20 protein-coding genes, 1 tRNA gene and 1 rRNA gene are annotated in these 20,686 nt (G+C 36.6%); 3 read left to right on the top strand and 19 right to left on the bottom strand.

Annotation, left to right across the window (positions count from 1 at the left end; all coding sequences use genetic code 11):
* The 11 genes from H541_RS11375 to H541_RS0102810 form a co-directional block, all read right to left on the bottom strand.
* Positions 1-116, bottom strand: a 16S ribosomal RNA gene (locus H541_RS11375); the annotation flags it as partial.
* A gap of 573 nt (positions 117-689) precedes the next feature.
* The gene (locus H541_RS0102855) at positions 690-1,535 is read right to left on the bottom strand and encodes an aldo/keto reductase (protein WP_026501570.1); all 846 of its coding nucleotides are present in this window, start codon (positions 1,533-1,535) and stop codon (positions 690-692) included.
* 276 nt (positions 1,536-1,811) lie between these two features.
* Positions 1,812-2,354, bottom strand: a complete 543-nt coding sequence (locus H541_RS0102850) for a folate family ECF transporter S component (RefSeq protein WP_022795839.1) — start codon at positions 2,352-2,354, stop codon at positions 1,812-1,814.
* Between the two features lie 77 nt (positions 2,355-2,431).
* Entirely contained in the window at positions 2,432-2,905 is a 474-nt protein-coding gene (locus H541_RS0102845; protein WP_022795838.1) for a Fur family transcriptional regulator, read from the bottom strand.
* Between the two features lie 212 nt (positions 2,906-3,117).
* Entirely contained in the window at positions 3,118-3,933 is an 816-nt protein-coding gene (locus H541_RS0102840) for a Cof-type HAD-IIB family hydrolase (RefSeq protein WP_022795837.1), read from the bottom strand.
* 79 nt (positions 3,934-4,012) lie between these two features.
* Positions 4,013-4,552: a nucleoside tri-diphosphate phosphatase gene (gene ntdP, locus H541_RS0102835; protein ID WP_026501568.1), complete on the bottom strand. Its 540-nt coding sequence runs from the start codon at positions 4,550-4,552 to the stop codon at positions 4,013-4,015.
* 100 nt (positions 4,553-4,652) lie between these two features.
* Positions 4,653-5,786, bottom strand: a complete 1,134-nt coding sequence (gene mutY, locus H541_RS0102830) for an A/G-specific adenine glycosylase (RefSeq protein ID WP_033420742.1) — start codon at positions 5,784-5,786, stop codon at positions 4,653-4,655.
* 156 nt (positions 5,787-5,942) lie between these two features.
* Positions 5,943-6,461: an HdeD family acid-resistance protein gene (locus H541_RS0102825; RefSeq protein WP_022795834.1), complete on the bottom strand. Its 519-nt coding sequence runs from the start codon at positions 6,459-6,461 to the stop codon at positions 5,943-5,945.
* Between the two features lie 90 nt (positions 6,462-6,551).
* The gene (gene recX / locus H541_RS0102820; protein ID WP_022795833.1) at positions 6,552-7,397 is read right to left on the bottom strand and encodes a recombination regulator RecX; all 846 of its coding nucleotides are present in this window, start codon (positions 7,395-7,397) and stop codon (positions 6,552-6,554) included.
* Between the two features lie 15 nt (positions 7,398-7,412).
* Entirely contained in the window at positions 7,413-7,934 is a 522-nt protein-coding gene (locus tag H541_RS0102815; RefSeq protein ID WP_022795832.1) for a general stress protein, read from the bottom strand.
* Positions 7,935-8,018: 84 nt separating this feature from the next.
* Positions 8,019-8,621 carry a hypothetical protein gene (locus H541_RS0102810; protein ID WP_022795831.1) on the bottom strand — a complete coding sequence of 201 codons (603 nt, stop codon included), beginning with the start codon at positions 8,619-8,621 and terminating at the stop codon, positions 8,019-8,021.
* Positions 8,622-8,764: 143 nt separating this feature from the next.
* On the opposite strand from H541_RS0102810, the gene H541_RS0102805 reads away from it, so the two are divergent.
* The 3 genes from H541_RS0102805 (at position 8,765) to H541_RS0102795 (ending at position 10,068) form a co-directional block, all read left to right on the top strand.
* Positions 8,765-9,526, top strand: a complete 762-nt coding sequence (locus H541_RS0102805) for a threonine/serine exporter family protein (protein ID WP_022795830.1) — start codon at positions 8,765-8,767, stop codon at positions 9,524-9,526.
* Positions 9,523-9,969 carry a threonine/serine exporter family protein gene (locus H541_RS0102800; protein WP_022795829.1) on the top strand — a complete coding sequence of 149 codons (447 nt, stop codon included), beginning with the start codon at positions 9,523-9,525 and terminating at the stop codon, positions 9,967-9,969. Before H541_RS0102805 ends, H541_RS0102800 begins: the two co-directional genes overlap by 4 nt.
* A gap of 26 nt (positions 9,970-9,995) precedes the next feature.
* Positions 9,996-10,068, top strand: a tRNA-Arg gene (locus tag H541_RS0102795).
* Between the two features lie 769 nt (positions 10,069-10,837).
* Here H541_RS0102795 and H541_RS0102785 read toward each other — a convergent pair.
* From H541_RS0102785 to H541_RS0102750, 8 genes are all read right to left on the bottom strand, one after another.
* Positions 10,838-12,481, bottom strand: coding sequence for a type 2 periplasmic-binding domain-containing protein (locus tag H541_RS0102785; RefSeq protein WP_022795827.1), 1,644 nt, complete (start codon positions 12,479-12,481; stop codon positions 10,838-10,840).
* Positions 12,482-12,493: 12 nt separating this feature from the next.
* Positions 12,494-13,366 (bottom strand): carbohydrate ABC transporter permease, encoded by an 873-nt coding sequence (locus tag H541_RS0102780; protein WP_022795826.1) that lies wholly within the window; start codon positions 13,364-13,366, stop codon positions 12,494-12,496.
* A 14-nt stretch (positions 13,367-13,380) separates the two neighbouring features.
* Complete coding sequence (locus H541_RS0102775) at positions 13,381-14,328, bottom strand: ABC transporter permease (RefSeq protein WP_022795825.1); 948 nt, start codon at positions 14,326-14,328, stop codon at positions 13,381-13,383.
* Positions 14,329-14,349: 21 nt separating this feature from the next.
* Positions 14,350-16,470 carry a glycoside hydrolase family 3 N-terminal domain-containing protein gene (locus tag H541_RS0102770; RefSeq protein WP_022795824.1) on the bottom strand — a complete coding sequence of 707 codons (2,121 nt, stop codon included), beginning with the start codon at positions 16,468-16,470 and terminating at the stop codon, positions 14,350-14,352.
* On the bottom strand, positions 16,463-17,908 hold the full coding sequence (locus tag H541_RS0102765; protein ID WP_022795823.1) for a 6-phospho-beta-glucosidase: 1,446 nt from the start codon (positions 17,906-17,908) through the stop codon (positions 16,463-16,465). The genes H541_RS0102770 and H541_RS0102765 overlap by 8 nt, the downstream gene beginning before the upstream one ends.
* Positions 17,909-18,083: 175 nt before the next feature.
* Positions 18,084-18,821, bottom strand: coding sequence for a MurR/RpiR family transcriptional regulator (locus H541_RS0102760; RefSeq protein WP_022795822.1), 738 nt, complete (start codon positions 18,819-18,821; stop codon positions 18,084-18,086).
* 345 nt (positions 18,822-19,166) lie between these two features.
* Positions 19,167-19,811, bottom strand: a complete 645-nt coding sequence (trhA, locus tag H541_RS0102755; RefSeq protein ID WP_022795821.1) for a PAQR family membrane homeostasis protein TrhA — start codon at positions 19,809-19,811, stop codon at positions 19,167-19,169.
* A 23-nt stretch (positions 19,812-19,834) separates the two neighbouring features.
* Complete coding sequence (locus H541_RS0102750; RefSeq protein WP_022795820.1) at positions 19,835-20,686, bottom strand: hypothetical protein; 852 nt, start codon at positions 20,684-20,686, stop codon at positions 19,835-19,837.

The raw sequence follows: 20,686 nt of genomic DNA, 5'->3' as shown, positions 1-20,686 counted from the left end.
TGCGCCACTCAACGATCCGGTGAGTGCAAGCACTCGATGGATCAATTGCGTACGACTTGCATGTATTAGGCACGCCGCCAGCGTTCGTCCTGAGCCAGGATCAAACTCTCATGAAAGATTGTTTGATTGCTCATTTCAAACCATTTCTGGCTTGTGTTTGTTATCCTTATTTTTAATTCCGATAACAGAATTGTTAGTTTTCATTAAGACCTAGCCGAGGCTAAATCTTAATGACCCTACACATTTGGTTCGTCTTTTTGTTCAATTTTCAAAGATCATTTGTCTCTATCAATTCGATAGCGACAACTCAGTCATAATACCATCAGTACTACCACTTGTCAACATTAATTTCGTAAAAAATGTGTTTCAAATGAGTACATTAAATACTCTAGCACAGGATAAAGTGTCTAGTCAAGATGAAATGGGCACTTTCATCAGTTTAATTTTTTTGTATGAACGTTCCTATAAATTCAGAACTTAATGTTTCTGTTTAAGACTATATTCTGCCGAAATAGCGTTTCTTTTTAAAGAATAGTTTGTATCCTTTATTTTGTCTTACTACCACTATCTAATCAATCTCAAAGAGCTCACCCAATGCACCAAAAAAGTGAAAAGGAAGGAGAAACTTCTCCAACCCTTTCACTAACTGTTTCTCACTATTTATTAGTCAAAAATACAATATCTCTTGATCAGAAATTGGTATTGTCTGGATCAGGAGCTTCCCCTACACCAGTTAGATTCGTAATCACCGCAACATCTTCATCAGTTAATTCAAAATCGAACACTTCGAGATTTGCCTTTATGTAATCCTCATGAACTGATTTTGGCAATGGCAAAAAGCCGTGTTGTAATGACCATCTGAGCGCTACTTGAGCTACGCTCTTACCATATTTCTTTGCAATATCTTTAATTTGATCATTTTGGAAAAGTTTACCAGTTCCAAATGGACTATAAGCTTCTAACAAGATATCATGCGCTTCACAGAAGGCTACTACATCCGGTTGAGTGCTTCCTGGAGCTAAACGAATTTGGTTTACAAAAGGAGTCACCTTAGCAGTTTTCAGCAGTGATTCTAAATGATGGACTAAGAAGTTAGAAACTCCGATTGCTTTCAAAGTACCATCATGATAAAGCTCTTCAAGGGCTCTCCATGTTTCAGCATTCGCTTCTTCCCAATGATCTCTTACAGCTAATGGATTTGGCCAGTGAATCAAATAAAGGTCAAAATAATCCGTCCCTAAGTTTTCTAGAGATTGTGCAACTGCTCTCTTTGCGCCTTCATAGCTATGCGAATCATTCCATAGTTTTGTCGTTAAAAAGATTTCTTCACGTGGCACACCACTATCTTTGATTGCTTGGCCAACTTCTTTTTCATTACCATAAATAGCAGCTGTATCAATATGACGATAACCGTTCTCTAAAGCAGTTTTTACTGCAAAATAAGCATCTTCGGGTTTTGATTGCCAGGTACCAAGACCAATCGATGGTATCTTATTCCCTGTTGATAATTCATAAAACTTTTCAACCATTTTAATTCCTCCATCATCCATAGTAATACTAATCTCTAGTTCTAGTTTACAAAATAATAAGGCGTTATAAAAGCAAAACAACCTAAATCGCCGTTTTATTTTTATAACACCTTGAAAGAGCTAGTGACCTATCCATCTTTGTCCTTGAAACTTACGTCTCTCTTTTGGTGATAAACTCATCTATAAACTCATCTCTAAGCTCATACTAAACTCATCACTAAACTCATCTTTGAAGCTATCCTAAGACATCTAATAAACAACACAAACAACCGTGAACACTTGTTATCCGACCATTTTTTCTACCTTATCCATTAATCGTTTGACTGTTGGTTGCTTGAATAGGAAATACAAAATAAATACATTTACAGGTAAAGAGATTATATTCTTAATAAGTCTTACCCCCATAAAAACGCCCCAAGCACGATCAAACATAATCCTTATCCATAATGAATTGAGACCAAGATTTACAATTATCGTGACAAATAAAACTGCTAATACTATCTGTTTAAGCGTCTTAGGTTTTTGATAAAGGAATAAAGCATAAATCAAAGCAGCCACTGCAGCACTAAGCGTAAACCCTGGAAAAAAATAGCCTCCTCCTTGAAGGTAAAAGGAAATAAGATCCCCTACCATCCATAAAATAGGAGCAAGTATTGGCCCTAAAATACTGGCTGCAAAAGCCGTTACTATAAAACCAAAACCCATTTCAACATAGGGTGGTATGCCCACACTTGGTATAAATCCTACAATTGTATTAAGGGCCAACAAGACAGCCATCACAGTTACCGTTTGTGCAGATAAAATTCTTTTCTGACTCTTTGCCATTTTAAAAACCACCTTTCTTCAGATAAAACGAGTGCTCCCTTAAAAGCACTCGTTAAATCAATCACCTATAACGTTCATTACGCTTCTTTACCACTCATTTTGGCCTTTTCATAACACTCTGGGCACAACCCTCTGACCTCTAGATTATGTTCTTTGATTTTAAAACCAGTGACAGCCTCAGCAACCATCTCTGCATCCGTCAAAGGCGGAAAGTTAAAATCGACAATCTTTCCACATTCTGTACAAATGGCATGATAGTGTTGACCGTGGGTATACATATCATATCTGGTGGTATTCGTCCCTGTGTTTAGTTCTGTAATAACATGATGATCCAAAAGGACTTTTAAATTGTTATAAACAGTAGCTAAACTCATTGACGGATAATAAGGTTTCAACTGAGTATAAAGTTCTTCAACTGTTGGATGAGTATGACTAGTCGCAATGGCCCTTAAAACTGCTTCCCTTTGCTTGGTCATTCTGACACCTTTTTTTTGAAGTTTATCTAATATTAAGTTGACCGTTGTTGTATCAGAAGTTTCTATTTCCATCATTATCTACGCCTCCCTTTCTCTACACTATTTCTGCAAGAAATGTAAATTGCTTATTTATTATTTGGTTGCTCTTCTGGCTGTTGATTTGATTACTAATTGAGTTTAGTTACTATTATAACTTGATTGTATAACTTCATTGTATAGCTTGATTGCAACCAAGTTATTCGTATGACAATACTCATCTCTATCATTTATGATACTCTCATTTTGACTTAAATGGTAAAGATATGTTCGATAGCCTTTTGGACTCCATCCTCTTCATTACTTGCGGTAACCCACTTGCTTTCTCTTCGAATGACTTCATTACCATTGGCCATTGCAATACCGTAACCTACTTCTTTGATCATTTCTAGATCATTCAAGCCGTCTCCAATTGCTGCAAATTCTTCTATTGGAATATCTAGATGAGCTGCTAAGGCTCTTAATCCGCTGGCCTTATTGACATCCTTTGGCTGGATTTCAATTAAATATGGTTGACTTCTAACTACGTGATAACGATCAATAATCTCTTGCGGAATCTTTTCACTTGCCGCATCGATGATTTCAGGTTCATTAACAATCATAACGTTCTCGGTCTTAGTCTCATCCGTTATAGCAGAAATGTCTAACCGCGAAATTTTCTCGTGAACGATATCAGCGTCCATTTGCATAAAACGATTTGGTTCTTGCTCGACACTAAAATAGCCCGATTCATTCACTAAGACTAGGCCAGAATCTAATGGTAACAGAGCATCAAGAATATGTATCGTCTCACTTTTATCCATTGTTATATGGTAGATTGTTTCATCAGGGTTGATCGATGCAATCTGCCCACCATTTTGGATGACAAGGTATTCGGTCTCGGTTTGGCGAAAACACTTCAAAAAAGGAGCAACGCCTGCATATGGTCTTCCCGTACAAAAAACGATCCGGTACCCTTTCATAATAGCTTTCTCGATAGCTTTGACATTCACATCAGAAAGAGACTTATCATCTCGTAATAATGTGCCGTCCATATCGATCGCAATAACTTTGATTTTATTAGACATATCAAATTCCTTTCACAATCACTCTTAAAAATATAAAGGGTCAAACGATTTCGCTTGACCCTTTCACCACTAATTAGCACTACGACATGCGTTGGGTTAGTTGTCGATACCGTTCGTACCATAGTTTGACAAACTCCGGTGAGAACGGTCCTTTTTCTTCCTTGATCCAATCGACTAGAATCTCAACATTGCGTTTTAAAATACAATCTATATCTTTGGAATAACCCATCTTTTTTCGATGGTATTGATACTCGTCTACATCTAACAGACGTTTCTCACCATCTGGAAATACTTTGACATCTAAATCGTAGTCAATATACTTCAATGCTTCTTGGTCAATAACATAGGGTGACGCCAAATTGCAATAATAAGATACTCCTTTGGGACGTATCATCGTAACAACATTGAACCAATAGTGCTTATGGAAGAATAAAATCGCAGGCTCTCTTGTGACCCACCTACGTCCATCCGATTCAACGACTAAAGTATGATCGTTGACAGCGATGATCGATTGGTCGCTAGTCTTAAGAACCATACTGTCTCGCCAGGTTCGATGTAACTCCCCATCATGTTTATAGCTTTTAATAGTGATGAATTCTCCTTCTTTTGGATGATACATCACTGTTGCCAACTTTCTAAGAGGTGCATGCACCTATTGTTTTCCATAGCCATTTGGCTATATTCAAAAGAAGTATACCATAATTAAGGGGTCAAAACAGTTAGTTATTTAAAAAAGCCTCCCAAATTTTATGTTGTGGTTTTGGAAACGCATACCTGGAAAAATCGCTAGCTGACAACCATTTTAGGTTAGAAACACTTGTTTGGGCATTTGCATTTTGAGGGAATCCTTGCTCAAGAGCACGAACATACCATATCTCTATGGTCCATCTTTGATGACTAAACACATGGACCACAGATTCGATAGGTTTTGTCCCAACAACGAGTTGAGAATACCCCAAGTCGTTTAAATATCTTTTGATCTTTTTTTCTTTTGTTTTGAAGATGCTGTCTTTTTCTTCGACCTCTAAAGAAACATCTGGCAACTCTTCGATCAAAGGCATCATCCAAAATCCCTTCAGCAATCCCTTATCGGGTCTCTTTTCAAATAGGTAAGCTTGATCTTCACTCTCGACAACTAACGCTATATAAGTTTTGTTAACTGGTTTTTTCTTAGGCAATTTGATAGGATATTTTGCCATCGTTTCATTGAGATAAGCCGCGGAAAATGCTTTGACTGGACTATCTTCTACATGGTATCCCTTTGCAGATTCGATATCTGTCCCTAGATCCATCAGAGCTTGATTAAAATCTCCCGGGCGATTTGGATCTAATAGTTCCTGAGTAACCGCTTCAAACACTTTTCTGTTCTTTGGATCACCAACATCGAGATCAATCTCAAATAGTCTAGCCATAATCCGCATGACATTGCCATCAACAGCTGAATAAGGTTTGTTAAATGCAATACTCATGATTGCCCCAGCAGTATAGGGTCCGATACCTTTCAAGTCTCTCACATCTTCATATTTTCTCGGGAAAATACCGTCATGCTTTGTGACGATCGTTTGGGCTGCAGCTTGAAGATTGCGTGCACGACTATAATAGCCAAGCCCCTCCCATGCCTTGATTACCTTTTCCGTATCGGCACCAGCTAGGTCCTTCGGTGTCTTGAACCACTCCATAAACCGTAAATAGTAGGGAATAACGGTCGCGACTTGTGTTTGCTGCAACATAATCTCGCTGATCCAGATTGCATAGGGGTCGGATGTTTGACGCCATGGTAAGTCACGTTTATGGTGGTCATACCACTCTAAAAGTGCCTTCCTAAAAGCTTCTTTTTTATCCTCTGACCACATCTCTATACCATATTCATTAAAATCAATTGCCACATCGCTTCCTCCTCAAAAAAAGGCACTAGGCTCAATTGAACCTAGCGTACTTTTAAAAATCAAACTCATCTCTTAGCCGAAAGAGACATCAATCTCATAGCGATAAACTTGGTTGCTGATTTATTAAAATGCAGCAATAATATAGGTAATACCAGTGACCATGAAGTAAAATCCAATTAAAAATGCCAATGATAATGCTGAAGTCACTGGATTGAATAACAACATGATACCTAAGACAACACACAAGATATTTGTAATAAGCATAAACCAATAATAACCGTTTCCAAATGCCTTATAGCTCTTAGCAAGAAATAGTTCTTCAACTGAGTCAATGATAAACCATATTGCAAAGAAATACGGTAATACCGCTAAACCGACATTCAAGTTGAATAATAAAACAATCCCGAAAATAATATCGAGCACTCCGATTGCTATTAAGCTTTTAGAATAGTAACCACCGAAAAGTCGTAATGACCGTCTAAAGAATAACTCGATAATCCCTTTCACTATTGCAGTTATCGCAAACACGACAACAACAGCTACTAAACTACTTGCAGGATTCGCAAATGCAATCAAGGCAGAAACCACAAACAAAATCCCTAATAATAAATGTCCCCACTCAAAACCTTTTTTCTCTACCATAAAAACCCCTTCTACTCAGCGTTCATTTTAATACCACTTTTTGCTTTCATTATAGAGCACTATTTTTAAAAGTGGCAACTAATAACACCTTCAAACATGGGTTTTTTTCAACCATTGAGAAATCAAATCGTTGCTAAAACCCTTTCTCAACAAAGCTTCTCTTGTCTTCTGATCAAGATCATAGCTTGAAAAGCGTTTCGAATATTTTCTGAAATACTTTTCAGCTACTGGGGCTAAGCGTTCCTCATCCGTGAGGAGTTCAACCTCATTTAGAACTGTTGAAATAGCAGATTGACCGATATCAGGTGAAAAACCTTTCTGTATCAGAAAGGTTCTTGCTTTCGTCTCTACTAGTCGTTTCGACTCTTTTTGATGAGATTTAACAAACTTTTGTGCCATTTTGATAGCATTAGCCAACTGATCTTCAATCGGATAATGGTCTTCTATATTTTCTAGGATGGCTTTTGAGACACCTAACGTGATGAGATCTCTTTGAATCACCTTTGGTCCTTTCTTACCGGCACGGTTAGCTGTTCTCGTATAGGCGGCGGCATATTCCGAATCATTGATCAGCTGCATCTCTGATAATTTCTGCATGGCTTGGTCGATAGACTCTGGGCTATACTCTTTTTCACTCAAATGATCTCTAATCTCTTTTTCAGTTCGTAACCGATGTGTCAAAAAAGAAAGGGCCTCTTGATAGGCACCAAACTCTATCTCAGCCACTTTTATATCGTCAATCGTTTCACTATCTAGTTCTTTACCTTTATAGAGTCCAAATTTTGCTAATACAGATTCGGATATACCAAAAGAGAAAACATGATTAATGAAGACGTTGAACCGTTCCTTATTCCTTTTTTGGACTTCTATTTTCGTAATAAGTTGCTTCTTGGCTTGATCTTTCTTCAAGTGTTCATTATTTGAACTATTTTCCAAAATCTGTGACACCCTCTACTTTTCAGCTCCATCATTACTGTCATCACTTGTTTCCTTAACCACATCTTTGTTGTTGATGTCCTGACTGCCGATGCTTTTTTTATCAGTTGTATCGTCTGCTACAACGGCTGCTGTATCACTACTTTCTGTCACAGTTTCCATCATACCATCAGCTGTTTCTAAGTCATCAGAACGAGGAGTGCTTTCAATCACTAGCAAGAAATTGCCAGATGCCAGATCAGACTCATAGTCCTCTAGCTCTTCTGCAGGGATACCAAGTTGTCCCAAAAATGTATCCTCATCACTGATTGACAACAGATCTTTGAACTTATCGAATAACGTTTCTTGACTCTCAACTGGCTTATCTTGCACAAAAACTTGCACACCAGTTTTGGCCCTCAACTCAGTCTCATCAGACTCGTTGATTGTGAGAATCATCAGCTGATCACTTTGATAGTCCAAATCCTTTATCAAACGATCAACCGCCTCAGCCACTTCATCTATGCTTTCATAACTACCTTCTATTTGTCGGTTCATACTGGCCTCCTGTCTAGCCTCTTCTTTTTAATGTTAGCCTAATTATATTATAATTTTATAAGCTTTCCAACTATAATACCATTATTACTGATTTGAATGACGATAAGACCAAAGACTTTCGTGGATCAATCCGTCATTCTCGTTGCCAATGATTAGAGCCCTTGCATAGCACTTATTAATACGATGAATCAATTGATCATCGAACCGCCAAATAATCTTTTCCCCGAAATAAACTTGCCAACTATTTTTCCTGAAATGCCAATAATGAGCCTTCTTCAAGTTAACCCACCCTTTATGGTTCTTATCATCCATTTCTTGCTTGGTAAATGCTTTTGGAAGATAAAAAGGAAGAAAGAAATGATTAAGATCAAAAACAGGTTTTAAATACCCATTTTCTCGCCATTTGAGATATGTGCGATAATCCGGCTCAAACCGTTGAAACAATCGATGCAATAAAGTCGAGGTTCTAAGAGGAGAGTATGACCAAGAGCCATTTTCATTGAGGACTACCGTTCCTTTGATCACAAAACGACGTGGAATCGGAAAAACTGCGATGATTGTCTTTGTATTTAGAGGACAGTAATGTCTAATGGGCTCATCAGACATTACTGTCACATGATGCGTAGCTTGGATTGTTTCAACAATAGTTTCTATAATCTTTTCTAAGGACCTAGATTTTTTGGTCATCAGCACACCTCCGCTAGTAAAAATACCGAATTATACCTCTCGAATAAAGTTTTGAATTTAACCACAACTCGGGCTAATTTTGCACACACCTAAAGAAATAATTATGCTAAAATAGAAAAGACGCCTTACTCTGGAGGTTAAGAATGAATCCTAAACATTTAATGGATACTGCATTACTCGCGGGAACAATGTTGATTGAAAGTAATGCGGAAACGTATCGTGTTGAAGAAACTATGCATCATATTCTTTCTATATCACATTTTGAAACTGTTGAAGTATATGCTGTTGGGACAGCAGTCATGGCTACTATCGACGATGAGTCGATCAATTCAATCACCGAGATTAAAGCAACAAAACGATCTGACATCAACCTCTCTAAAATAACAAAAGTCAATCAAATTTCCAGAGCTCTTAGCCAAGGCCAAATCGACCTTGAGACAGCTTATCAACAACTCTTGGTCGCTGATACCAAAGAAGTCCCTCAATATGAAAAAGATATAGCAGTGATTATAATGATTGGCGGTTTTGGGACACTATTCAGTGGCCGACTACGCGAATCAATCATAGCCATGATTGCTGGACTATGGCTACCATTAATTACTAGAATCAACGATACTTTAAAAGTAGGAACTTTCTTTTTAAACGTTGTATCTGTAGTGATCATGACCCTATCAACAGGACTGATTCAGCGGTATTTATATGCTGATTTCAACATGGGACTCTCAATCATCGGGACAATCATGCCCCTCGTACCAGGTACCGCCATCACTAACGCCATTCGGGATACATTAAGAGGAGATTACATTAGTGGCTCTGCACGCGCAATCGAAGCATTCATCGTTGCTCTGTCAATTGCATTAGGTGTTGCTTTAGGACTGCTACTATTAGGAGGTGGCGCAGGATGATCTCAACAATTACACAAGTCTCAGGGGCAATCCTGGCTTGCTTTGCAAGTTGTTATTTTTTTGAAGCACCAAAAAAACTACGATTTGTCCTAGCTGCCATGGGTGGTTTATGCTGGGGTGGTTATTTATTCTTCTTACAATGGTATTCCGTTCCCATCTCATCCTTTTTAAGCAGTGTGATCGTAGCTTTCGTCTCTCACTTACTAGCCCGTTACTATAAAATGCCCGTAACCGTATTCTTTATACCTGGATTTTTTCCACTAGTACCTGGAGCAGGCATGTATAAAACCGTCTATGGCTACCTCTTAGAATCACCAGAAAAAGGCGCCAAAGAACTAATGGAAACCATGGCAATCGCCGGAATGATAGCACTCGCAATCTTCACCGTTGATACTGCCTTTAAAGTGTATTCTCAGTTTGTCAAAAGACCCGAAATGCGTTAATATGCTATTAGTGACTTTTTCCCTTCGATCCTATAGCTCAGCGGATAGAGCACACGTTTCCTAAACGTGGTGTCGCAGGTTCAATTCCTGCTAGGATCATAACAGAGGTTGTTTAAGGAGTGTTTAAAAACTGAGGTCGTTCTTGGGGTAGTTTTTCTTAAAATCAAAGAGCTTGATTATCTTAATAGCGAACACAAATTCTTAAGGCATATACACTAAACCCCAGAGGGCTAATCCTTCTGGGGTTTGTTTGTATTTTAACTCTCTATTTTATTACTTAATTGAATTTTTCGATTAATTACTTTTCGATAAAGCATTAAGAATCCACTCAATCCGAAAAGAGATATTAGTATATATAGTAATTGAAAATTCAGCTTAATGACAACCGTGACCAATAATAAGAGTACCCCTGTTCTAACAGCAGTAACTATTGTAAACGGAAATGTATCAGTAAAAATTCTATAAGCACTCCCATTCTTTATTTCACTTGCCATGATATACAAATTGATATTATACGTAACCAAGAACAGATTAAACAGAAAAGAAATAAACTTAATTCCATTTGTAGTAAATTCCGAATGGATTGTACTTTGATAGAACAAGAATGAAAATATATTAAAAGTTAAGAAAGGTAGAGAACGGACGATATTAGACTTAACAGCATGAATATAATATACTATCAAATTTTTATAATCTAATTGCTTATTTTGACACTCAAAAGCCGCTAATAATGATGCCCCAATAGTTATAATTGGTAGACTTGTTAAAACTATTAACAGATTGAGTATAAAAAGCATGACCATTCGATTACAAAATTCATACAACTTTCCATCAATTGAGAACATTATTTCCATCCTTTTTTAGATTTCTATTCCAATTTTGATATATTATCGGCTATTTTTTCATTTCTGTACTTGATGATATCATCCCAACCATTATTTTGACGATTGTCTAAGTAGTTTTGCCAAACTTCTTTACCCTCTTGTTCATTAGGAGATTGTATGAATACTACAAGAGCTTGTACTCTTTCTGTATTAAGTTTCGTTAAATTACGAGCAGCGCGGCCGTCCTTTGGATCAATATCTTCAATTTCAAATCGTGGTTCTAGTTTATCACTTACCCACTCTACCATTTGTCTGATTGAAGTAGCAGGTTGTTGCCCCATTTGGATTGCGTAGTTATCATTTCCAACAAACCAATAAGATCCTAAACCTACTTCTTTGTCGAATTTTGCTATATCTGAATTTCTTAAAGCTTCAGTTTCTTCTGAGTATTGTACTTTGCCATCTACAATATTATAGGTTTCTCCCTCGACACCAAACGTAGTAACCATAGTTCCGTAATTACTTGCTAGGTAAGTCAATAACTCCATCGCTTTCTGTGGTTCTTTAGTGGAAGTAGTTATAAACGTTTGTGTCCATCCCCCTATATTCCCACCAGTAAATGTTGATCTATCGCCATTGCTATTTTTGGGACCATCAACGGCGATATATGTTTCTTCGGGATTACGAGCATTATTATCTGACATGAACTCGTTCAGCCCTTTCGTATTTGTATGAAGATAGGCAAAATACTTGCCTTGAGATAGTTTTTCCTTCATGGTGTTGTCGTTATCCGAAAATTGATCGTTTGTCATTAAACCGTCATTGTAAGCTTCTCTGAAAGTGTTTAACCACGTAATATACTCTTCATCGCTATCACGATCATTAAACTCTCCATCAATTGAAGGGTCTAAATTAAGAAAATCTTGTAACGTCCCCCCAAATGCACCATCCCCACCATTGGCTATATCTAAAGCAGTTGCTGCAAAAGGAACTAATTCAGCACCATCATCAGCATTAGGACTATGCTCTTTTGCATCGTTTAAAGCCTTCAAAAAGCCTTCAGGTGTTGTCATATCTGGACTACCGATAGCTTCATATATATCTTTTCTAACAATAAAGACCTGATCTCCTTGTACATTTCCCTCATCATAGTCTTTTTTTGTAGTTGAGAAGCTAGGATACCCGTATATATTGCCGTCCTCTTCTGTATACCATTTCACTGTCTCTGGTTTTGCAGCTTCGGCCAAGAAATAAGGGTCATATTTTTCTGATAGAATATTCAAAGGCAAAGCAAACTTTTTCGCATCTTGGGCAACCGCTAAATTTTTATCAAATGTCATTAAATCAGGTAAATCTCCACCTGCTAACATTGTATTTAGTTTCTCGTCGTTTCCAGATACAAATTCAACATCAATATTCATATCATCTTTGATTTTCTTTGTAACAGTGTCCTTAGCCCATCCTGGCTGAGCGTACCAATCGAAGTTTACATACCATGTTAATTTTGCAGAATGGTCAGTGTCTTTTTCCCAACTTGGAGTTGATTCATCTATTTCTACACGTGATTCTGGAAGATTTTCTGTTGCTTTCTCGCCTTTTGAAGCATCTCCTTTTCCTCCGCACCCAGTCAACAGAGCACCAAACATAGCTACTATACCAAACTTTTTAATTAAAGATTTATTTACCATAATTTCCTCCTTCTATTCTTTTACAGATCCTAGTGTCATCCCTTGAATGAAATATTTTTGCAAGAATGGGTAAATTATAACCACAGGAACAGTAGTAACAACCATGGTGGCTAATTGAAGTGATTGAGAAGTTGTGCTACGAACAACATTCGTTCCGGTTGCTACTGCGGGCGATAAATTTTCCGAAACGATTCTAAAAAGTAACATTTGTAGTGGATATAATGTTCTGTCATCAACATAGATATTTGCTGTCATGTAGTCGTTCCATTGAAATACTCCATGAAATAATGCAATAGTTGCTATAACTGGAAGTGATAATGGAAGAACAATCTTAATAAATACCGTTAGCGGATTTGCACCATCCATCATTGCTGATTCTTCTAAAGAGTATGGAATGCTTCTAAAAAAATTCATCATGATTACCATGTCGTAAAACGAAAATAAAACTGGCAATATATAAACCATAAAATTATTAAGAAGTCCTAATTGCTTAAAAATCAAGAAGGTAGGTATCATTCCACCACTAACAAACATGGTCATAATACCCATTCTCATATAAAAATTACGCCCAATTAAATCTTTTCTTGATATTCCATATGCAACAATAGCCGTCACAAATGTATGTAGACAGACACCAATAACAGTTTTTAAAACAGATATTACAAATGCCCTGTAGATTGCACTATCTTCAAATACAGTTAAATAACTTTCGAGTGAAAATTTTCGTGGCCAAAAGTAGATGCCTCCTCTTATAGCATCTGTTGCATCATTAAATGATAATGCAATGATATTCCAGAGTGGGAGGGCAATGATGCTAACAAAAAACACCATGAAAATTACATTGATTACGTTAAAGACTTTTTCATCTTTCGATAGATTCCTCATTTGTACCCTCCTTCCTAAAAAACCGACTCATCGCTTATTGTCTTAGTAACAAGATGACTACCAACTACCAATACTAGAGATACAACCGATATAAACAATCCTACGGCCGTCGCATAAGAAAAATCGCCTTGTTGAATACCCATCTTATAAACATATGAATTAATGACTTCACTGGTCTGATAATTAACCGGATTTTGGAGAACTAGTGTTTGATCCAGATTAGATCCTAACAATCCTCCAACCGATAAAACAAATGTCAAAGCTATAATATGCCTAATCGAAGGTATAGTAATATGTATTATCTGTTCAATCTTAGTTGCTCCATCTATCTTGGCTGCCTCATATAGGGCAGGATTAATACCTGTCATTGCAGCTATGTATAAAATTGTATTCCAACCAACTTCTTTCCAAACATCAGAAAGTACAGCGATCGTCCAATACTTATTAGGGTCGGTTAGAAACCTTATAGGCTTATCAATCATCCCAATGTCCATTAGAATATTGTTTACTAACCCTGCATCAGAGAGCCAAGTAATAAACATTCCTCCGAGGATTACCCATGATAAGAAGTGAGGCAAATAGGATACAGTCTGAACTACTTTTTTTAGTTTCGCATTAAGTAATTCGTGTATCATGACAGCAATAATTATTGCAGCAGGGAAGCCTACTAAAAGTTTAAAAAAGCTAATTCCAAATGTATTTTTCATAACATTCCAAAATGTAGAATCTCCAAAAAATTCTCTAAAATACTCGAGGCCTACCCAATCTGCTTCAGCAATTGAACCCAAAACAGAATAGTCCTTAAAAGCTATAATGATCCCGTACATAGGCAAAAAATTAAAAACAATCATCAAAATAACGCCTGGAAGAACCATTAACTGGTATATACTTTGTTTTTTCAGTTTATTTATAAACTTTCTTTTTTTATCTTGTTCTACCTCATTAACATCTGTGGTATGCATCTCCATCCCCCCTTTCCAATACTAAACTAAAACAAACTCTCCAACTTTTGGTGCTAAACTATCAAATCCGATATAGACATTAAAGCTACCTTTGTCAGCACTTTCCTTTAAATTGCTATGAATATACATTAAGTCCTTATCGGTAATCTCAAAAACTACTTCCTCACAACCTAGTGGTTCTACACTAACCTTTGTAAATCCTTTTAGTTCTCGCACTGGTCTAGCAACTTCAGCAATTTTATCTTCAATATACAGTTGAACAACTGTTTTACCACTGATGTTTGACAAATTCTTAATTGTTACAGTAATTTTAATTGGAGCATCCTTTGACAAAGAACCGCTAGAAAACTCTACTTTGCCACATTCAAAATTGCTAAAGCTCAGTCCAAAACCGAAAGGATACAATGGATCGTTTGCTATATCCAAATATTTAGAAATATATTTTTCATCTTTATTGCTTTCGTTTTTAGGTCTCCCTGTGGATAAATAATTATAGTAAATTGGAATTTGACCTACACTTGCTGGAAAAGACATTGGAAGCTTTGCACTAGGGTTAACTCTTCCACATAAAACGTCAGCAATTGCAGCCCCTCCACTTGTTCCTGGGAACCAACACTCAAGTATCGCTTTACAGTAATTCACAATATTGGTCAAATCTATGGGTCTCCCATTTATTAATAGGACTACCACATTCTGATTAATTTCATAAACTTTCTTCAGTAGCTCAACCTGTTCTTGTTGTAGCTGGATGGATGAGCGACTTGCAGCCTCACCACTTTCATCAGAATTCTCACCTAAAGCAACAATCACTAAATCTTGTTTTGAGATAGAGTCAGTGTCATCAATAGTCGAAAGAGTCAGTCGTTCAAATTGTTCTTGTAATCCTTCATAAATAGAAATAACTTCTGATTTATCCCCTATCCAAGACCAAGCCCCTAATAGATCTTTTGTTTGTGCTTTTGGTCCTATTAAACCGACTTTAGTCGACTTAGTTTTAATTGGTAGAATCCCCTCATTTTTTAATAGAACTAAGCTATCACTTGCCACGCTTCTGGTTATTGGTTCTAGTTCTTTTCTAATATTATCTAAATTTTGGTCCAAATTTTCTAATTTCATAAGACCTCTATATGGATCTTCAAAAAGACCTAGCTCATTTTTAAGAGTCAGTATTCGCCATACTGCCTGATTGATTGTTTCAATATTAATTTCCCCATCTTCTATGAAATCACCCAGGTGTTTAATATAACTACTTGTCATCATATCTATATCAACTCCTGCCTCAACAGCCAAACGAGTCGCTTCTTTACTATCTTCTGCTATCCGATGATTGATTAGTTCTTGAATAGCTCCCCAGTCGGAAATGATTATTCCATCAAAGCCCAACTCTTTCCGAAGCACATTCCCTAATAACCACTTATTTGCTGATGATGGGATACCTTTTACAGTATTAAAAGATGTCATAACTAACTTTACTTGAGCTTCAATAGCAGCTTTAAAAGCTGGAAGATGATTTTGGTAAAGTTCCAAATCAGATACAGATACTGTGTTGTAATCTCTACCCGCCTCTGACGAACCATAGCCTAAAAAGTGCTTTACGCAAGAAGCTAGTGTATTTTTATGTAATAGTGATTTCCCTTGATACCCTTCAACATAAGCTTGTGTCAGTTTCGAACTCAAATGTGGATCTTCTCCATTGGATTCTAACACTCGGCCCCACCTTGGATCTCTTACAAGATCAGCCATGGGTGAAAATGTTACATGGATCCCATTGCCTACCGCTTCTTTCGACGATAATTGAGCAACTTTCTTAACTAAATTCGTATCAAATGTGCTAGCTAAAGCTAACGGGATCGGAAATATGGTTTCATATCCATGTATAACATCGGCCATAAACATCAAGGGAATGCCTAGTCTATTGTTTTCCAAATATTTTTTTTGAATATCAATAACTTGCTCGGGTTTATGGGTGCCCAAAATTGAACCAATGGAATATAGTTCACCTGAATTTAGCTTCATTTCTGCCACTGGTCCTGTAATCTCTCCTTCATTAGAAAAAAAATCTGGAGTAACTTGACCCATCTGACCCACTTTTTCTGAAAGTGTCATACTATTAAATAGTTTCTTCAATTCAGAGTTATTCATTTAGCACCTCAATACCGTTTTTTTGAATTACGTCTTTATACCAGTAAAAAGAATCTTTTTTGTATCTTCTTAGCGTTCCTACGCCTTGATTATCTCTATCAACAAAAATTACGCCATATCTCTTCTCCATTTCACCTGACCCAAAACTTACAAGATCAATAATTCCCCAAAGAGTATAACCAATAACATCAACGCCATCATACTTTATTGCTTTACTAACTTCTTTAATGTGGTCTGCAAAATACTGTATCCGATAAAAATCGTGAATTTTATTACCGTTTTCAAGGATGTCATATGAACCGCAACCATTTTCTACAATGAAAATGGGTAGATTATACCGTTGATAAACTTCATTGAGAACGATGCGCAATCCCTTAGGATCAATTTGCCAACCCCAATCATTTGACTTTAAGTACTTGTTTTCAACAAATGTAGCCCCATCTAGATTAGCTACTGGCTGACCTTCACACTTTGAAGTTGTCACAACTTTAGACATATAATAGCTAATCCCAAGATAATCCACCGTTCCCTGACGTAAAATATGCGATTCAGTCTTTGAAATATCTATACTAATATTTCTGGAATTCCAATAAGCTGTCATGTACCTAGGAATTTCCCCTCTTACATGAACGTCACTGTAAAAGTATCTTCTGTTCATCACCTTTATACTTGCTAAAATATCATTTGGATTTGGTTGGTTTGGGTAAACAGGAACATACGCCACCATACCGCCCATAATAAAACTTGGATTGATTTCTCGTGCTATCAACACAACTTTTGCACTAGCAATCAATTCGTTAACACTTGATTGATATATGACTTGCTCTTTATTTTCACCCTCATTTATAAGAACAGCCGAGTTTGTCCAAGTGTGTAAAGAGTGCTCTCCATCTGCTTGGTTATTAATTTCGTTAAAGGTAAGCCAATACTTTACTTTTGATTTGTATCTTTCTAAAACGACTTCAGCAAAATTAACAAAAAGATCGATAACTTTTTTATTTTTGAATCCTCCATATTTCTTATGAATATTGTAAGGGATTTCAAAATGGGATAGCGTGATGATTGGTTCAATATCGTTTGCTATTAACTCATCAAATAGATCATCATAAAACTTCAACCCTTCTTCATTAGGACTAATATCATCTCCGTTTGGAAAAATTCTAGCCCAAGAAATGGAAGTTCTAAAAGCCTTTAAACCTAATTTTTTAAATAATTTGATATCATCTTTGTATTTATGATAAAAATCAATAGCATCGTGACTAGGATAGTATTCATCTTCCACTACACCGTCTGTAATCAACCTTTGTGTTGTACTTGAAGCAGCAGTTAAAACATCAGCGATACTTAATCCTTTATTGCCTTCTTTCCACGCGCCTTCTACTTGGTTAGCCGATACAGCGCCACCCCATAAAAAATTTTTAGGAAATTTACACTTCATTTTTCACCTCTTTCTTGACAAAACAAGTATATATTACAACCGCTTACATTTACATATATCGACCTATTTATGGTTGCGGTTTCACGAAAAAGAAAAAAACACCAGAATGGCACACATTGTACCATTCTGGTGTTTTGTTGAGTGTATATCCTAATAAGAAGACTACTTAATTAACTTATATTATTCCAACAACATTATACACTTCATCCGCTAACATTTCGATCAAGTTTATACATGGTATCTGACTTGTCATATCTTCATGATGATTCAATCTTCGGACTTCTACGTTGTAACTCAAAATATAGTTCGACATTGATGACAGAGAACTGTTAATATTGCTAGTTATTACTACAGTAGTATAATCCGTTTCATTTCTAAAACCATTGATAATTTCGACTAACTCAGTAGTATTACCTGTTACTGATAAAGTAACGATGACATTTTCCGATGTATTTTTCAATTTTGAATGAAGGGGAAAAGTAGGGTCCGTTAACGCAAAACTGTTGAATCCCAAACTTGCAAACCTTCGTGCTGCATATTCGCAAACTGATCCAGAAGCACCAATTCCAAAAAATATAATGTTTTCACAGGTTATAATTTTCTCTGCTATCTGTCTAATTCTAACTTTTATATCAGTAGCATAATTATTCAAATCAAGTAATTGTCTTCTGTCAAACTTGCTAATGTTGTTTCCATAGGATTCGCTTTTAAACTCTGCACGAAACTCGGTAAAACTACTATATCCTAGTTTTCGGATAAATCTCATAACAGATGAAGCTGAAGTATGAGATTCATTAGCTATATCTCTAACCCTCATAAAAGGGATTTTATCGCTATTACTTGACATATAATGGTATATAGATCTATCGACTTCAGATAATTCATTGAAATCTAGTTTTCCAAAAAAAGACATATAATCACTCCCCACTATTAATTAAACCATAACCATACACATATAAAAAAGCGATTACTAGTTTTTCACATTCTTATTATGCTACTAATAAATACGGTTTTTGGTTTATTTAGTGTGCACTTAATTAGTGTCTTGTAGTATAATTCGTAGGATAAAAAAAGGATATACCTCTACGATGAGATATATCCTTTTTTCTTGAAGTTAACCGCTTAGCGAACAACCCTATAGTCGGTGTTCGCTAAGCAACTTCTTCATCCATAAGTCCTTCTATCTTGAAAATTTAAGAACTTATTTTCAGATAGAACTCCTTATGGCTCGAAGTTAACCGCTTAGCGAACAACCCTTTTATTGAATAGTATATATCGAGATATAAATCAAAACTGCGCCAGCTAAGACAAATAAATGCCAAATAACATGCATCATTGGCCATTTTTTCATACAGTAGAAAATCGTTCCTACGCTATAAGTCACACCACCTGCAATCAGCAGAATGATCGGCAAGGTCGCAATAGACTGCGTCAATGAATGTAGCATAATCACTGACATCCACCCCATTACCAAGTAAATGGCAGCCGATACCCAAGCAGGAGCATTCATAATAAAATTCTTGATCACGATTCCAACAATCGCTAGTGTCCAAATACCCACCAAAAACCATCTTGAAGCATCAGTATTCAAACTAATCAGACAATATGGTGTATAAGACCCTGCTATCATCAAAAAAATCGCACTATGATCAAATCGTCTCATCACTTTCCGTGCTCTCGTAAAGCTCAATGAGTGATACAGTGTTGAAAAAAGAAACAATGCTATAAAGCAAACCCCAAAAATAATATTAGCGACCAAATAATTCGAAGATCCCGAAACGACGTTTTTATAAATTAATAAAACAAGCCCAACGATACCTAATATCACGCCAATACCATGAGTACTAGCATTTAGTACCTCTGTTATGATATCCATTTTTCTGATCGTACTCTTATTCTCCACCTTAATCCCCCTCAGGTCCTTACCTAGCGCATCAACGCTAATTCCATGTTGTTCTTTTGTGTCTCAAGGTCTAGTAAAATACGGTGTACTCTACTTTGAACCTCATGTAGTTGCTCATAAATGTCCTCTACACTAGCCTTATTGATTATCAATTGTTCAACATCATTCACTGCCTCAGAAATTTCCTCAGCACCATGATGATCAGTCACTAAAATTGATAACTGGTCAAAATCATTCAATTCCTGGTCAAATAACAACAAATGTTCTTTCAAAGGTTTGATGCTTTGACCGAGTTCCTCGTATGTACTGCTGTTTTTGGTATAACGATTTGCCAATATGAATTTGTGTTGTCGTCTCAACCCCATCAAATAATCAATCATTTGAAGTAACTCGTCGTATACGATATCTCCCATTCTTAATGCTTCATAGATATCTTTCAACACATCACGTTCTTTAGGGTCTAATGCAGCATCATTCAAAAAATTCTCCGTTTGACCAATCGTTGCCAAAGCCAACTCATCACGAATCTCTTGATAGTCTTGCTCTAATTCTACCTGTTCTTTCGACAAATTGCGATACTCTGCTTGAAGTCGATGAAGTTTCTGCTTCAAATGCGCCGTTTTAGCAGCTGCTTCTTTGTATTCTTCAGTCTGCTTTGTCAGATGATAGTGATAACTCCCAAACCGTTTTGTCACAAAAGATAGCACCGTCGATTGTTTTAGCCGCCTAATATCAGCTTTCTCCCGCTTGGCATTAGCGCGTGCACTCCGGTAAGCTTGTTCGCATTGTTCTATCCGCTGCTCTTGTTTTTTGACCTGGCTTGAGATTCTATGTAGTTTTAGCAATAACTCTTCTTGTTTTGGTTCTATTACCAT

Source organism: Bavariicoccus seileri WCC 4188 (genome assembly GCF_000421665.1).
GTDB lineage: Bacteria > Bacillota > Bacilli > Lactobacillales > Aerococcaceae > Bavariicoccus > Bavariicoccus seileri.
Note: the sequence above shows the minus strand (reverse complement) of the source record. Positions and strands in the feature narration are given on the sequence as shown.

Excerpts from the sequence above, each read along its gene's own strand:
- H541_RS0102840 (WP_022795837.1), bottom strand. The coding sequence starts at position 3,933 with ATGTCTAATAAAATCAAAGTTATTGCGATCGATATGGACGGCACATTA.
- H541_RS0102815 (WP_022795832.1), bottom strand. The coding sequence starts at position 7,934 with ATGAACCGACAAATAGAAGGTAGTTATGAAAGCATAGATGAAGTGGCT.
- H541_RS0102775 (WP_022795825.1), bottom strand. The coding sequence starts at position 14,328 with ATGCATACCACAGATGTTAATGAGGTAGAACAAGATAAAAAAAGAAAG.
- H541_RS0102800 (WP_022795829.1), top strand. The coding sequence starts at position 9,523 with ATGATCTCAACAATTACACAAGTCTCAGGGGCAATCCTGGCTTGCTTT.
- H541_RS0102805 (WP_022795830.1), top strand. The coding sequence starts at position 8,765 with ATGAATCCTAAACATTTAATGGATACTGCATTACTCGCGGGAACAATG.
- H541_RS0102765 (WP_022795823.1), bottom strand. The coding sequence starts at position 17,908 with ATGAAGTGTAAATTTCCTAAAAATTTTTTATGGGGTGGCGCTGTATCG.
- H541_RS0102760 (WP_022795822.1), bottom strand. The coding sequence starts at position 18,821 with ATGTCTTTTTTTGGAAAACTAGATTTCAATGAATTATCTGAAGTCGAT.
- H541_RS0102810 (WP_022795831.1), bottom strand. The coding sequence starts at position 8,621 with ATGACCAAAAAATCTAGGTCCTTAGAAAAGATTATAGAAACTATTGTT.
- H541_RS0102785 (WP_022795827.1), bottom strand. The coding sequence starts at position 12,481 with ATGGTAAATAAATCTTTAATTAAAAAGTTTGGTATAGTAGCTATGTTT.
- H541_RS0102770 (WP_022795824.1), bottom strand. The coding sequence starts at position 16,470 with ATGAATAACTCTGAATTGAAGAAACTATTTAATAGTATGACACTTTCA.
- H541_RS0102780 (WP_022795826.1), bottom strand. The coding sequence starts at position 13,366 with ATGAGGAATCTATCGAAAGATGAAAAAGTCTTTAACGTAATCAATGTA.
- H541_RS0102845 (WP_022795838.1), bottom strand. The coding sequence starts at position 2,905 with ATGATGGAAATAGAAACTTCTGATACAACAACGGTCAACTTAATATTA.
- ntdP (WP_026501568.1), bottom strand. The coding sequence starts at position 4,552 with ATGTATCATCCAAAAGAAGGAGAATTCATCACTATTAAAAGCTATAAA.
- H541_RS0102850 (WP_022795839.1), bottom strand. The coding sequence starts at position 2,354 with ATGGCAAAGAGTCAGAAAAGAATTTTATCTGCACAAACGGTAACTGTG.
- mutY (WP_033420742.1), bottom strand. The coding sequence starts at position 5,786 with ATGTGGTCAGAGGATAAAAAAGAAGCTTTTAGGAAGGCACTTTTAGAG.
- H541_RS0102825 (WP_022795834.1), bottom strand. The coding sequence starts at position 6,461 with ATGGTAGAGAAAAAAGGTTTTGAGTGGGGACATTTATTATTAGGGATT.
- H541_RS0102750 (WP_022795820.1), bottom strand. The coding sequence starts at position 20,686 with ATGGTAATAGAACCAAAACAAGAAGAGTTATTGCTAAAACTACATAGA.